Source organism: Franconibacter helveticus LMG 23732, assembly GCF_000463115.2.
GTDB classification, from domain to species: domain Bacteria; phylum Pseudomonadota; class Gammaproteobacteria; order Enterobacterales; family Enterobacteriaceae; genus Franconibacter; species Franconibacter helveticus.
Window position 1 is genome coordinate 166,140 of the sequence record NZ_AWFX01000011.1, and the last position, 13,864, is coordinate 180,003.

Genomic DNA, 13,864 nt, shown 5'->3' on the forward strand with positions numbered 1-13,864 from the left:
AACGCAACGAATGAAAGCAGCGGCAAAATCGCTTAAACCGAAACGCCAGGAAGAGCAGGCCAGCTTTGTCAGCTGGCGTTTTGCGTTGCTTTGCGGCTGTATACTGCTGGCACTGGGATTCCTGTTGGGCCGCGTGGCATGGCTTCAGATTATTAATCCTGACATGCTGGTGCGCCAGGGCGATATGCGATCGCTGCGCGTTCAGGAAGTCTCTACTTCACGCGGCATGATCACCGACCGCTCGGGCAGGCCACTGGCGGTGAGCGTACCGGTTAACGCGATCTGGGCCGATCCCAAAGAGTTGCATGACGCAGGGGGCATTACGCTGGATAACCGCTGGAAAGCGTTGTCCGATGCGCTAAAACTGCCGCTCGACCAGCTCTCGGCGCGCGTTAACGCTAACCCTAAAGGCCGTTTTATCTATCTCGCCCGTCAGGTAAACCCGGATATTGGCGAGTACATCAAAAAACTCAAGCTTCCTGGCATTCATTTACGCCAGGAATCGCGTCGCTACTACCCTTCTGGCGAAGTTACTGCTCACCTCATCGGCTTTACCAACGTCGACAGCCAGGGACTCGAAGGCGTGGAAAAAAGCTTTGATAAATGGCTTACCGGCCAGCCGGGCGAACGTATCGTTCGTAAGGACCGTTACGGCCGCGTTATAGAAGACATCTCTTCCACCGACAGTCAGGCTGCGCATAATCTTGCGCTCAGTATTGATGAGCGTCTCCAGGCGCTGGTTTATCGTGAGCTGAGCAATGCCGTGGCTTTCAACAAAGCGGAATCGGGTAGCGCCGTGCTGGTAGACGTCAATACGGGCGAAGTCCTGGCGATGGCGAACAGCCCCTCCTATAACCCGAACAATATCGCCGGCACCCCGAAAGATGTCATGCGTAACCGCACCATTACCGACGTGTTTGAACCCGGCTCCACGGTTAAGCCCATGGTGGTGATGACCGCATTGCAGCGCGGCGTAGTGCGTGAAAATACCGTGCTAAACACCGTTCCTTACCGAATCAACGGCCACGAGATCAAAGACGTGGCGCGTTACAGCGAATTGACCCTGACCGGGGTACTGCAAAAGTCGAGTAACGTCGGCGTTTCCAAGCTGGCGTTAGCGATGCCGTCCTCAGCGTTAGTAGATACTTACTCACGTTTTGGACTGGGAAAGGCGACCAATTTGGGGTTGGTCGGAGAACGCAGTGGCTTATATCCTCAAAAACAACGGTGGTCTGACATAGAGAGGGCCACCTTCTCTTTCGGCTATGGGCTAATGGTAACGCCGTTACAGTTAGCGCGAGTCTACGCAACCATCGGCAGCTATGGCATTTACCGTCCGCTGTCGATAACGAAAGTCGATCCTCCTGTGCCGGGCGAGCGCGTCTTCCCGGAATCTATTGTCCGCACCGTCGTGCATATGATGGAAAGCGTGGCGCTGCCAGGCGGCGGCGGCGTGAAGGCGGCCATTAAGGGGTATCGCATCGCCATTAAAACCGGTACGGCGAAAAAAGTGGGGCCGGACGGGCGATACATCAATAAATACATTGCTTATACAGCAGGCGTTGCGCCTGCCAGCAACCCGCGTTTCGCGCTGGTGGTGGTAATCAACGATCCGCAGGCGGGTAAATATTACGGCGGCGCGGTGTCAGCGCCCGTTTTCGGCGCCATCATGGGCGGCGTGTTGCGCACCATGAATATCGAGCCGGACGCGCTGGCAACGGGTGAGAAAAGTGAATTTGTAATTAATCGAGAAGAGGGAACAGGTGGCAGATCGTAATTTGCGCGACCTTCTCGCTCCGTGGGTGCCAGGCGCACCGGAGCGGGCACTGCGAGAGATGACGCTCGACAGCCGTGTGGCTGCGTCGGGCGATCTTTTTGTGGCGGTGGTCGGTCATCAGGCGGACGGGCGTCGATATATCCCGCAGGCGATAGCGCAAGGTGTGGCTGCCATCGTTGCTGAAGCGCAGGGCGAAGCGACGGACGGTGAAATCCGCGAAATGCACGGCGTGCCGGTTATCTATTTAAGCCAGCTCACGGAACGTCTTTCCGCGCTGGCGGGGCGCTTTTACAACGAGCCTTCTGAGCGCCTGCGCCTGATTGGCGTAACCGGCACTAACGGTAAAACCACCACAACGCAATTGCTGGCGCAATGGAGCCAACTGCTTGGCGAAACCAGCGCGGTGATGGGCACTGTAGGCAATGGTTTGCTGGGCAAAGTGAGCCCGACGGAAAACACGACCGGTTCAGCAGTAGATGTACAGCAAGTGCTTGCTAACCTTGCAGGGCAGGGCGCGACGGTAGCGGCTATGGAAGTTTCCTCCCATGGGCTGGTACAGCATCGCGTGGCGGCGCTGAAATTCGCCGCGTCTGTCTTTACGAACTTAAGCCGCGATCACCTCGACTATCACGGCGACATGGAGCGTTATGAAGCCGCTAAATGGCTGCTCTTCTCTTCTCATCATTACGGGCAAGCGATTATTAATGCCGATGACGAAGTGGGTCGCCGCTGGCTTGCAAACCTGCCGGACGCGGTTGCCGTGTCGATGGAAGACAAGATTAATCCGGATTGCCATGGCCGCTGGCTGAAGGCAACAGGCGTCGACTACCACGACAGCGGCGCCACCATTCGCTTCTCCTCTTCCTGGGGCGAAGGGCAAATTGAAAGCCGCCTGATGGGCGCTTTTAACGTCAGCAACCTGCTGCTTTCGCTGGCGACATTGCTGGCGCTGGGCTATCCGCTGGCGGAATTGCTTGCCGTTGCTTCCCGGCTTCAACCCGTGTGCGGAAGAATGGAAGTATTTAGCGCGCCAGGCAAACCGACCGTGGTTGTGGATTATGCGCATACCCCGGACGCGCTTGAAAAAGCCCTTGAGGCTGCGCGACTGCACTGCGCAGGCACGCTGTGGTGCGTCTTTGGCTGCGGCGGCGATCGCGATAAAGGCAAGCGTCCTTTGATGGGCGCCATTGCGGAACAGTACGCCGATATCGCCGTGGTCACGGACGATAACCCACGAACGGAAGAGCCAAAGGCGATTATCGCTGACATTCTTGCAGGCATGCTTGATGCAGGCCGCGCTCGCGTGGTGGAAGGCCGCGCGGAAGCCGTAACCAGCACCATCATGCAGGCGAAAGAGAATGACGTTGTGCTGATTGCAGGCAAAGGCCATGAAGACTACCAGATAGTCGGCACTCGCCGTCTCGATTATTCCGACCGCGTTACCGCAGCCCGCCTGCTGGGAGTAGTGGCATGATCCGCGTTTCTTTAAGCCAGCTTGCCGCCGTGCTGAACGGCGAACTGCTGGGCAACGATGCAGACATCGTCGATGTGACGACCGATACCCGCAAATTAACGCCAGGCTGCTTGTTTGTCGCCCTGAAAGGCGAGCGCTTTGATGCGCACGATTTTGCCGACCAGGCGAAAGCGGGCGGCGCAGGCGCGCTGCTGGTGAGTCGTAAGGTCGACTGCGATCTGCCGCAGTTGCTGGTAGAAGACACCCGTCTGGCATTCGGCGCGCTGGGCGCCTGGGTGCGCCAGCAAGTGCCGACTCGCGTCGTCGCGCTGACGGGCTCTTCCGGCAAAACCTCAGTAAAAGAGATGACCGCCTCCATTCTTGGCGAGTGCGGCAACACGCTTTACACCGCTGGCAACCTGAATAACGACATCGGCGTGCCGATGACATTGCTGCGCCTGACGCCAGAACATCAATTCGCGGTGATTGAACTTGGTGCGAATCATCAGGGCGAAATTGCCTGGACGGTGAGCCTGACGCGGCCCGAGGCTGCGCTGGTTAATAACCTGGCGGCGGCGCATCTGGAAGGGTTTGGCTCGCTTGCGGGCGTGGCGAAAGCCAAAGGGGAAATCTTCACCGGTTTGCCGACAGACGGCATTGCCATTTTGAATGCCGACAACAACGACTGGCTGAACTGGCAAAGCGTTATTGGCGATCGCAAGGTATGGCGCTTTTCACCCAATGCCGCCCAGAGCGATTTTACCGCCACCAATATTCATGTGACCTCTCACGGAACCGAATTCACGCTTCGCACGCCAACAGGCGATATAGACGTCGTGCTGCCGCTGCCGGGTCGTCATAACATTGCGAATGCGCTGGCGGCCACGGCGCTGGCGATGGCGGTCGGGGCACATCACGAAGCGATTAAAACCGGTCTGGCGAAGCTTAACGCTGTGCCGGGGCGTTTGTTCCCCATCATGCTTGCAGAAAACCAGCTGTTGCTGGATGACAGCTATAACGCCAACGTCGGCTCGATGACGGCGGCGGCGCAGGTGCTTTCCGAGATGCCCGGCTACCGGGTGCTGGTGGTTGGCGACATGGCCGAACTGGGCGCAGAAGCGCAAGCGTGTCACCGCCAGGTTGGCGAGGCAGCGAAAGCGGCAGGCATTGATTGCGTATTAAGCGTAGGCAGCCTGAGCCGGACTATAGGCGAGGCAAGCGGCGTGGGCGAACATTTTAGCGATAAAGCCGCTGTTGTAGCGCGTCTGCAAGCGCTGATTGCAGAACATTCGGTTATCACCATTTTAGTGAAAGGTTCACGTAGTGCCGCCATGGAAGAGGTAGTACGCGCATTACAGGAGAAGGGGACATGTTAGTTTGGCTGGCCGAACATTTGGTCAAATATTATTCGGGCTTTAACGTCTTTTCTTATCTGACGTTTCGCGCCATCGTCAGCCTGCTGACCGCGCTCTTCATTTCTTTATGGATGGGGCCGCGCCTTATCGCCCGCCTGCAACAGCTTTCTTTTGGCCAGGTTGTACGTAACGACGGTCCGGAATCGCACTTCAGCAAGCGCGGCACGCCGACCATGGGCGGCATTATGATCCTGACCTCTATTGTGGTCTCGGTGCTGCTCTGGGCCTATCCTTCCAACCCTTATGTCTGGTGTGTGCTCTTTGTTCTGGTAGGTTACGGCGCGGTAGGTTTCGTGGATGATTACCGCAAAGTGGTGCGTAAAGACACTAAAGGCCTGATTGCCCGCTGGAAATACTTCTGGATGTCGGTGATTGCGCTTACGGTGGCTTTCGCGCTTTATATCACCGGGAAAGATACACCGGCGACGGAACTGGTTGTGCCGTTCTTTAAGGATGTTATGCCGCAGTTGGGCATTTTCTACATCTTGCTGGCCTACTTTGTCATCGTCGGTACTGGCAACGCCGTTAACCTGACGGATGGGCTTGATGGTCTGGCGATTATGCCGACCGTGCTGGTGGCAGGCGGCTTTGCGCTGGTGGCCTGGGCGACCGGCAACATGAACTTCGCTAACTATCTCCATATTCCTTATCTGCGTCACGCAGGCGAACTGGTGATTGTCTGTACCGCTATTGTGGGCGCGGGGCTCGGTTTTTTATGGTTTAACACCTATCCGGCTCAGGTTTTCATGGGCGATGTTGGCTCGCTTGCGCTTGGCGGCGCGCTTGGCGTTATCGCCGTGCTGCTGCGTCAGGAGTTTTTGCTGGTGATTATGGGCGGCGTGTTTGTGGTCGAGACCCTGTCGGTGATCCTACAGGTCGGCTCCTTTAAGCTACGCGGTCAGCGTATTTTCCGCATGGCGCCGATTCATCACCACTATGAACTGAAAGGCTGGCCCGAGCCGCGCGTCATTGTGCGCTTCTGGATTATTTCGCTGATGCTGGTGCTGATTGGCCTGGCAACGCTGAAGGTACGTTAATCATGGCAGAGTATCAGGATAAAAAAGTCGTCATCATCGGCCTTGGGCTAACCGGGCTTTCCTGCGTGGACTTTTTTCTGGCGCGCGGCGTTACTCCGCGCGTTGTGGATACTCGTCTCTCTCCGCCGGGTCTCGATAAGCTGCCGGAAGCGGTCGAGCGTCATCTGGGCGATTTAAACGAAAGTTGGCTGCTGGCTGCCGACCTTATTGTCGCAAGCCCGGGCATGGCGCTGGCGCACCCGGCGCTGAGCGCGGCGGCGGAGGCCGGCGTGGAAATCGTCGGTGATATCGAACTCTTTTGTCGCGAAGCGCAGGCGCCGATTATTGCCATTACGGGGTCAAACGGTAAAAGCACTGTTACCACGCTGGTAGGCGAGATGGCGAAAGCCGCAGGGATTAACGTGGGCGTAGGCGGCAATATTGGCCTGCCCGCGCTGATGCTGCTGGATGAAGCGCGCGAACTGTATGTGCTTGAGCTCTCCAGCTTCCAGCTTGAAACCACCTCCAGCCTGAAGGCTGCCGCCGCCACGATCCTGAACGTGACGGAAGATCACATGGATCGCTACCCGTTTGGCCTGCAACAATATCGTGCGGCGAAACTGCGTATCTATGAAAACGCGAAAGTGTGCGTGGTGAACGCCGACGACGCGCTGACCATGCCAGTGCGCGGCGCGGACGAGCGCTGCATCAGCTTCGGCATTGATGTGGGCGATTATCATCTTAACCGGCAGCAGGGCGAGACATGGCTGCGGGTCAAAGGTGAAAAGGTCCTGAACGTAAAAGAGATGAAGCTTGTCGGCCAGCATAACTATACCAACGCCCTGGCGGCTCTGGCGCTGGCGGATGCGGCAGGCCTGCCGCGCGCCAGCAGCCTGAAAGCGCTCACCACTTTTACCGGTTTGCCTCATCGCTTTCAGCTGGCTTTTGAGCACAACCATGTGCGCTGGATAAACGACTCCAAAGCCACCAATGTCGGCAGCACCGAGGCGGCTTTAAATGGGCTGCATGTAGACGGCACGCTGCATCTGCTGCTGGGCGGCGATGGCAAATCGGCAGACTTTACGCCCCTGCGCCGCTATTTGCAGGGCGAGCGTATTCGGCTGTGGTGCTTTGGCCGCGATGGCGCGGAACTCGCCGCGCTGCGCCCTGAAGTTGCTCAGCAGAGCGAAACCATGGAACAGGCGATGCGCCAGATTGCAGCAGTGGTTCAGCCTGGCGACATGGTGCTCCTTTCGCCCGCCTGCGCCAGTCTCGATCAGTTTAAAAACTTTGAGCAGCGCGGCGATATCTTTACCCGACTGGCGAAGGAGTTAGGCTGATGCGCTTATCTCTTCCACGCCTTCGCCTCCCGCGCATACCAGGATCCGCAATCCTGGTATGGTTGTTTATGGCGGTGAAGGGTTGGGTGATGGGCTCGCGGGAAAAAGACGCTAACAGTATTGTACTGTACGACCGTACTCTGCTGTGGTTGACTCTGGGGCTCGCCGCCATCGGCTTTATTATGGTGACGTCAGCATCGATGCCGGTAGGGCAACGACTGGCGAACGATCCTTTCCTGTTCGCCAAACGCGATGCACTCTACATTGTGCTGGCATTTTGTCTGGCGATGGTTACTTTGCGCCTGCCGATGGCCTTCTGGCAGCGGCACAGCGCCGCTATGCTTATCGCCTCTATCATCATGCTGCTTATCGTGCTGGTGGTCGGCAGCTCCGTAAACGGGGCGTCGCGCTGGATTTCGCTTGGCCCGTTGCGTATTCAGCCTGCGGAGTTTTCCAAACTTTCGCTGTTTTGCTTCCTCTCTAACTACCTTGTGCGCAAGGTGGACGAGGTGCGCAATAACCTGCGCGGCTTCTTAAAACCGATGGGCGTTATTCTGGTGATGGCGGTGCTGCTGCTGGCGCAGCCGGACCTCGGTACGGTGGTGGTATTGTTCGTCACCACGCTTGCAATGCTGTTTCTTGCTGGCGCCAAACTCTGGCAGTTTATCGCCATCATCGGCATGGGCATCTCGGCGGTGGTGTTGCTTATCCTCGCCGAACCTTATCGTATTCGTCGCGTAACGTCGTTCTGGAACCCGTGGGAAGATCCTTTCGGCAGCGGTTATCAGCTCACCCAGTCGTTGATGGCTTTTGGCCGTGGCGAGCTTTGGGGTCAAGGGCTTGGCAACTCGGTGCAGAAGCTGGAATATCTGCCGGAAGCGCATACCGACTTCATCTTCTCCATCATCGGCGAAGAACTGGGTTATATCGGTGTGGTACTCGCACTTTTAATGGTATTCTTCGTGGCTTTTCGTGCTATGTCGATCGGCCGACGGGCGCTGGAGATTGACCAGCGTTTCGCTGGGTTTCTCGCCTGTTCTATCGGTATCTGGTTTAGCTTTCAGGCGCTGGTTAACGTTGGGGCCGCCGCGGGCATGCTGCCGACAAAAGGCCTGACATTGCCGCTTATCAGTTACGGCGGCTCGAGTTTGCTGATTATGTCGACGGCGATCATGCTGCTGTTGCGAATTGATTATGAAACGCGCCTGGAGAAAGCGCAGGCGTTTACAAGAGGTTAAGGATGAGTAGTCAACCGAAGCGGTTAATGGTGATGGCGGGCGGAACGGGCGGACATGTCTTCCCCGGGCTTGCCGTGGCGCACCATTTAATGGCCCAGGGCTGGCAGGTGCGCTGGCTGGGGACCGCTGATCGCATGGAGGCGGACCTGGTCCCGAAGCACGGAATCGAGATCGATTTTATTCGCATCTCGGGCTTACGGGGTAAAGGGATAAAAGCGCTGGCGCTGGCGCCGCTGCGCATTTTCAACGCCTGGCGCCAGGCGCGAGCCATCATGAAACGGTTTAAGCCGGATGTAGTGCTGGGCATGGGCGGTTATGTCTCGGGGCCTGGAGGTCTGGCGGCCTGGTCGCTCGGCGTGCCGGTCGTTTTGCATGAACAAAACGGTATTGCCGGCCTGACCAATAAATGGCTGGCGAAAATTGCACGCAAAGTCATGCAGGCTTTTCCCGGCGCGTTTGCGAATGCCGAAGTGGTAGGCAACCCGGTACGCACCGACGTGCTGGCGCTGCCGCTGCCGCAGACGCGCCTGGCGGGACGTGAAGGCCCGGTACGCGTGCTGGTGGTGGGCGGTTCTCAGGGCGCGCGCATTTTAAACCAGACGATGCCGCACGTTGCGCAGCGTCTGGGCGATAAAGCGACCATCTGGCACCAGAGCGGCAAAGGCGCGCAGGCAGAGGTGCAACAGGCTTACGCCGCAGCGGGCCAGCCGCAGCACAAGGTCACGGAGTTTATCGACGATATGGCGGCGGCTTACGCCTGGGCTGATGTGGTGGTATGCCGTTCCGGCGCGCTGACCGTCAGTGAAATTGCCGCAGCCGGTCTGCCGGCGCTGTTTGTGCCTTTCCAGCATAAAGACAGGCAGCAGTACTGGAACGCGCTGCCGCTTGAAAAAGCGGGCGCGGCGAAAATTCTTGAACAACCACAGTTCACCGTTGACGCGGTGGCTGAAACGCTGGCGCAGTGGGACAGAACCACGCTGCTGTCGATGGCTGAGCGAGCCCGCGCCGCCGCCATTCCGGACGCTACCGAGCGGGTGGCGAACGAGGTTCGCGCTGCTGCGCTGACGTAACTATTGCGGATGCGTGTTGCTCCGCGTGAATTTGAGATGTTGATGGCGTTAATGCCGAAGGCTTTAAGAGAATGAATACACAACAACTGGCGAAACTGCGTTCTATCGTGCCCGAGATGCGTCGCGTCCGGCACATTCATTTTGTTGGCATCGGCGGCGCCGGCATGGGCGGCATTGCTGAAGTGCTTGCCAACGAAGGCTACCAGATCAGCGGTTCCGATCTGGCGCCGAACGCTGTCACGCAGCAGTTGACGTCGCTTGGCGCGACCATTTATTTCAACCACCGCCCTGAAAACGTGCGTGATGCAAGCGTCGTGGTGGTATCGAGCGCGATTACGGCGGATAACCCGGAAATCGTCGCTGCCCACGAAGCGCGTATTCCCGTGATACGCCGGGCGGAGATGCTGGCGGAGTTAATGCGTTTTCGTCACGGCATCGCTGTCGCGGGCACGCACGGTAAAACCACGACCACGGCGATGGTTTCAAGCATTTATGCTGAAGCGGGTCTGGATCCGACCTTCGTAAACGGCGGTCTGGTAAAAGCGGCAGGCACGCATGCGCGCCTTGGCAACAGCCGTTATCTGATTGCCGAAGCGGACGAGAGCGACGCTTCTTTCCTGCATTTGCAGCCGATGGTGGCGATTGTGACCAATATCGAAGCCGACCATATGGATACTTACCAGGGCGACTTCGAAAATTTAAAACAAACTTTTATCAACTTTTTGCACAATCTGCCGTTTTATGGACGTGCGGTCATGTGTGTGGATGATCCGGTCATCCGGGAACTTTTGCCGCGAGTTGGGCGCCAGACCACAACCTATGGTTTTAGCGATGACGCCGACGTGCGAATTGAAGATTATCAGCAGACCGGCGCGCAGGGGCATTTTACGCTGGTGCGCCAGGATAAACCGGCGCTGCGCGTGACGCTTAACGCGCCGGGTCGCCACAATGCGCTGAATGCGGCGGCGGCCGTTGCGGTTGCTACGGAAGAAGGAATTGAAGACGAGGCTATTCTGCGCGCGCTGGCGAGCTTCCAGGGCACCGGACGTCGCTTCGACTTCCTGGGTGAATATCCTCTGGAAACCGTGAACGGCAAGAACGGCACCGCCATGCTGGTGGACGATTACGGTCATCATCCCACGGAAGTGGAAGCGACGATTAAAGCGGCGCGCGCGGGCTGGCCTGAGAAAAACCTGGTGATGATTTTCCAGCCGCACCGCTTTACCCGCACGCGCGATCTTTATGACGATTTTGCAAACGTGCTGGCGCAGGTTGACGTATTGCTGATGCTGGATGTGTATCCGGCAGGGGAAGCGCCGATTCCCGGCGCGGACAGCCGTTCGCTGTGCCGCACCATTCGCGCTCGCGGTAAAGTTGACCCGATTCTGGTTCCCGACCCGACGAAGGTCACGGAAATGCTTGCGCCGGTGCTCTCGGGCAATGATTTGATTCTGGTGCAAGGGGCAGGCAATATCGGGAAAATCGCCCGTCAACTGGCGGAAGCGAAGCTGCAACCCCGCGAGCAAGAGGAGACGCAACATGGCTGAGAAAATCGCCGTTCTGCTGGGCGGCACCTCCGCCGAGCGCGAAGTCTCCTTGCAGTCCGGCGCGGCTGTTCTGGCAGGGCTGCGTGAAGCAGGCGTAGACGCGCATCCTGTCGATACGCGCGATGTCTCTGTGACCACATTAAAAGTGCAGGGCTTTGACAAAGTCTTTATCGCGCTGCATGGCCGCGGCGGCGAAGATGGCACGCTACAGGGAATGCTGGAGCATCTCGGTTTGCCTTATACCGGCAGCGGGGTCATGGCTTCGGCCATTACGATGGACAAAATGCGCACCAAGCTGCTGTGGCAGGGCGCAGGGCTGCCGGTCGCGCCATGGGTAGCCTTAACCCGCCGGCAATTAAGCCAGGGGCTGGATGAGCAGACCAAAGCGCGCATCGCTGCGCTGGGGCTGCCGGTCATTGTTAAGCCGAGCCGTGAAGGGTCAAGCGTCGGGATGTCTAAAGTTGATAATCCCGATGCCCTGTTGCCGGCATTGCAGCTCGCTTTTGAACATGATGATGAAGTGTTGGTAGAGAAGTGGTTAAGCGGCCCGGAATTCACCGTGGCTATCGTCGGCGAAACAATTCTGCCTTCGATCCGCATCCAACCCGCTGGCGTCTTCTATGATTATGAAGCTAAGTATCTCTCTGACGATACTCAGTATTTTTGCCCAAGCGGTCTGAATGCGGAGCGTGAAGCAGCGCTACAGGCCCTGGTGATGCAAGCCTGGAACAGCCTTGGCTGCGAAGGGTGGGGACGTGTTGATGTCATGTTAGACAGCGACGGCGCGTTTTATTTACTGGAAGTCAATACGGCGCCCGGGATGACGAGCCACAGCCTGGTGCCGATGGCGGCGCGTCAGGCGGGCATGAGTTTCTCTCAGCTGGCGGTGCGTATTCTGGAGCTGGCGAACTGATATGTCTCAGGCTGCTCTGAACACGCGCACACGCCAGGAAGAGACCGCGTCCTCCCGTCGGAACAATGGAACGCGTCTTGCAGGAATCATTTTTCTGCTGGCTGTATTGCTGACCGTGTTTTTTGGCGGCTGGATGGTGCTTGGCTGGATGGATGACGCGCAGCGGCTGCCGCTCTCAAAGCTGGTGGTGACAGGCGAGCGTCATTACACCCGTAATGATGATATTCGGCAGTCTATTCTGGCGCTTGGCGCGCCAGGCACCTTTATGACGCAGGATGTCAACATCATCCAGAGCCAGATCGAACGTTTGCCCTGGATCAAGCAGGCAAGCGTAAGAAAGCAATGGCCTGACGAATTGAAGATTCATCTGGTTGAATATGTGCCTTTAGCGCGGTGGAATGACCAGCACATGATAGATGCCGATGGAAACGCGTTCAGCGTGCCTTCGGATCGCACCAGCAAGCAAAACTTGCCGATGCTATCCGGCCCGGAGGGAAGCGAAAACGAGGTATTGCAAGGTTTTCGCGCCATGGGACAAGTGCTGGCGAAAAGTAATTTTACGTTGAAAGAGGCGGCGATGACCGCCCGGCGCTCCTGGCAGTTGACGCTGACCAATGGCATTAAGCTCAACCTTGGCCGGGACGAAACGATGAAGCGGCTGGATCGCTTTGTGGAACTTTACCCTGTTTTACAACAGCAGGCGCAGGCAGACGGGAAACGGATAAGTTACGTTGATCTGCGTTATGACTCCGGCGCGGCGGTTGGCTGGGAGCCAGCCCCCATCGAGGAACCTAATCAGCAACAGAATCAGGCACAGGCAGAACAACAATGATCAAGGCGACGGACAGAAAACTGGTAGTTGGACTGGAGATCGGTACCGCAAAGGTTGCCGCTTTAGTAGGGGAAGTTCTGCCCGACGGTATGGTCAATATCATTGGCGTAGGGAGCTGCCCTTCCCGTGGTATGGATAAAGGCGGGGTAAACGATCTGGAGTCGGTTGTGAAGTGCGTACAGCGCGCAATCGATCAGGCCGAACTGATGGCCGATTGCCAGATTTCATCGGTATACCTGGCGCTGTCCGGCAAGCATATCAGTTGCCAGAACGAAATCGGCATGGTGCCGATTTCTGAAGAAGAAGTTACACAGGAAGATGTTGAAAACGTCGTCCATACCGCAAAATCGGTTCGTGTTCGTGATGAGCACCGCGTATTGCATGTGATTCCGCAGGAATACGCTATTGATTACCAGGAGGGGATCAAAAACCCTGTTGGTTTATCAGGCGTGCGTATGCAGGCAAAAGTGCACTTGATCACATGTCACAACGATATGGCGAAAAACATTGTTAAAGCTGTGGAACGTTGTGGTCTTAAAGTTGACCAACTCATTTTTGCAGGTCTTGCCGCCAGTTATTCCGTCTTAACGGAAGACGAACGTGAGCTGGGCGTCTGTGTCGTAGACATCGGCGGCGGTACAATGGATATGGCCGTTTATACCGGCGGCGCATTACGCCATACAAAAGTGATCCCGTACGCGGGGAACGTGGTAACCAGCGATATCGCTTATGCCTTCGGTACCCCGCCGAGCGATGCCGAAGCGATCAAGGTTCGCCATGGTTGCGCGTTGGGGTCGCTGGTAGGTAAAGACGAGAGCGTTGAAGTGCCAAGCGTAGGCGGGCGCCCGCCCCGCAGCCTGCAACGCCAGACGCTGGCAGAAGTGATTGAACCGCGTTATACCGAGCTGCTGAATCTCGTTAACGAAGAGATTTTGCAGTTACAGGAGCAACTCCGCCAGCAGGGTGTGAAACATCATTTGGCGGCGGGGATTGTATTAACGGGCGGCGCGGCGCAAATTGAAGGACTGGCTGCCTGCGCGCAGCGCGTATTCCATACGCAAGTGCGCATCGGGCAACCGTTGAATATTACAGGTCTTACCGACTACGCCCAGGAGCCTTATTACTCCACGGCAGTGGGATTGCTGCACTACGGCAAAGAATCCCACCTGAGCGGTGAGACGGAAGTGGAAAAGCGCGCCTCGGTGGGTTCGTGGATCAAACGAATCAACAGCTGGCTGCGAAAAGAGTTTTAATTTTTTTCAG

The 13,864-nt window shown here is 57.2% G+C and carries 11 protein-coding genes; all 11 read left to right on the forward strand.

Annotated features, from left to right (window positions below; translation table 11 throughout):
* Positions 1-10 precede the first annotated feature (10 nt).
* The 11 genes from DW56_RS04870 to ftsA all read left to right on the forward strand — a co-directional run bounded on the left by DW56_RS04870 (position 11) and on the right by ftsA (position 13,854).
* Entirely contained in the window at positions 11-1,777 is a 1,767-nt protein-coding gene (locus DW56_RS04870; protein ID WP_024552346.1) for a peptidoglycan glycosyltransferase FtsI, read from the forward strand.
* Positions 1,764-3,251, forward strand: a complete 1,488-nt coding sequence (murE, locus tag DW56_RS04875) for a UDP-N-acetylmuramoyl-L-alanyl-D-glutamate--2,6-diaminopimelate ligase (RefSeq protein WP_024552345.1) — start codon at positions 1,764-1,766, stop codon at positions 3,249-3,251. Before DW56_RS04870 ends, murE begins: the two co-directional genes overlap by 14 nt.
* On the forward strand, positions 3,248-4,606 hold the full coding sequence (gene murF, locus DW56_RS04880; protein ID WP_024552344.1) for a UDP-N-acetylmuramoyl-tripeptide--D-alanyl-D-alanine ligase: 1,359 nt from the start codon (positions 3,248-3,250) through the stop codon (positions 4,604-4,606). The genes murE and murF overlap by 4 nt, the downstream gene beginning before the upstream one ends.
* Positions 4,600-5,682 carry a phospho-N-acetylmuramoyl-pentapeptide-transferase gene (gene mraY, locus DW56_RS04885; protein ID WP_024552343.1) on the forward strand — a complete coding sequence of 361 codons (1,083 nt, stop codon included), beginning with the start codon at positions 4,600-4,602 and terminating at the stop codon, positions 5,680-5,682. The genes murF and mraY overlap by 7 nt, the downstream gene beginning before the upstream one ends.
* Before the next feature lie 2 nt (positions 5,683-5,684).
* Positions 5,685-7,001, forward strand: a complete 1,317-nt coding sequence (gene murD, locus DW56_RS04890; RefSeq protein WP_024552342.1) for a UDP-N-acetylmuramoyl-L-alanine--D-glutamate ligase — start codon at positions 5,685-5,687, stop codon at positions 6,999-7,001.
* Positions 7,001-8,239 (forward strand): cell division protein FtsW, encoded by a 1,239-nt coding sequence (gene ftsW, locus DW56_RS04895; RefSeq protein WP_024552341.1) that lies wholly within the window; start codon positions 7,001-7,003, stop codon positions 8,237-8,239. Before murD ends, ftsW begins: the two co-directional genes overlap by 1 nt.
* Before the next feature lie 2 nt (positions 8,240-8,241).
* Positions 8,242-9,309, forward strand: a complete 1,068-nt coding sequence (murG, locus tag DW56_RS04900; protein ID WP_035889524.1) for an undecaprenyldiphospho-muramoylpentapeptide beta-N-acetylglucosaminyltransferase — start codon at positions 8,242-8,244, stop codon at positions 9,307-9,309.
* 71 nt (positions 9,310-9,380) lie between these two features.
* On the forward strand, positions 9,381-10,856 hold the full coding sequence (gene murC, locus DW56_RS04905; RefSeq protein WP_024552339.1) for a UDP-N-acetylmuramate--L-alanine ligase: 1,476 nt from the start codon (positions 9,381-9,383) through the stop codon (positions 10,854-10,856).
* The gene (locus DW56_RS04910; protein ID WP_024552338.1) at positions 10,849-11,769 is read left to right on the forward strand and encodes a D-alanine--D-alanine ligase; all 921 of its coding nucleotides are present in this window, start codon (positions 10,849-10,851) and stop codon (positions 11,767-11,769) included. The genes murC and DW56_RS04910 overlap by 8 nt, the downstream gene beginning before the upstream one ends.
* Before the next feature lies 1 nt (position 11,770).
* Complete coding sequence (gene ftsQ / locus DW56_RS04915; RefSeq protein WP_024552337.1) at positions 11,771-12,601, forward strand: cell division protein FtsQ; 831 nt, start codon at positions 11,771-11,773, stop codon at positions 12,599-12,601.
* A complete protein-coding gene (gene ftsA / locus DW56_RS04920; protein WP_024552336.1) occupies positions 12,598-13,854 on the forward strand; it encodes a cell division protein FtsA in 1,257 nt (418 codons plus the stop codon). The genes ftsQ and ftsA overlap by 4 nt, the downstream gene beginning before the upstream one ends.
* Positions 13,855-13,864: the final 10 nt, after the last annotated feature.

What these genes read in the sequence shown, in the direction of transcription:
- DW56_RS04870 (WP_024552346.1), top strand. Translation starts at nt 11, where the DNA reads ATGAAAGCAGCGGCAAAATCGCTTAAACCGAAACGCCAGGAAGAGCAG.
- murF (WP_024552344.1), top strand. Translation starts at nt 3,248, where the DNA reads ATGATCCGCGTTTCTTTAAGCCAGCTTGCCGCCGTGCTGAACGGCGAA.
- mraY (WP_024552343.1), top strand. Translation starts at nt 4,600, where the DNA reads ATGTTAGTTTGGCTGGCCGAACATTTGGTCAAATATTATTCGGGCTTT.
- murD (WP_024552342.1), top strand. Translation starts at nt 5,685, where the DNA reads ATGGCAGAGTATCAGGATAAAAAAGTCGTCATCATCGGCCTTGGGCTA.
- ftsW (WP_024552341.1), top strand. Translation starts at nt 7,001, where the DNA reads ATGCGCTTATCTCTTCCACGCCTTCGCCTCCCGCGCATACCAGGATCC.
- murG (WP_035889524.1), top strand. Translation starts at nt 8,242, where the DNA reads ATGAGTAGTCAACCGAAGCGGTTAATGGTGATGGCGGGCGGAACGGGC.
- murC (WP_024552339.1), top strand. Translation starts at nt 9,381, where the DNA reads ATGAATACACAACAACTGGCGAAACTGCGTTCTATCGTGCCCGAGATG.
- DW56_RS04910 (WP_024552338.1), top strand. Translation starts at nt 10,849, where the DNA reads ATGGCTGAGAAAATCGCCGTTCTGCTGGGCGGCACCTCCGCCGAGCGC.
- ftsQ (WP_024552337.1), top strand. Translation starts at nt 11,771, where the DNA reads ATGTCTCAGGCTGCTCTGAACACGCGCACACGCCAGGAAGAGACCGCG.
- ftsA (WP_024552336.1), top strand. Translation starts at nt 12,598, where the DNA reads ATGATCAAGGCGACGGACAGAAAACTGGTAGTTGGACTGGAGATCGGT.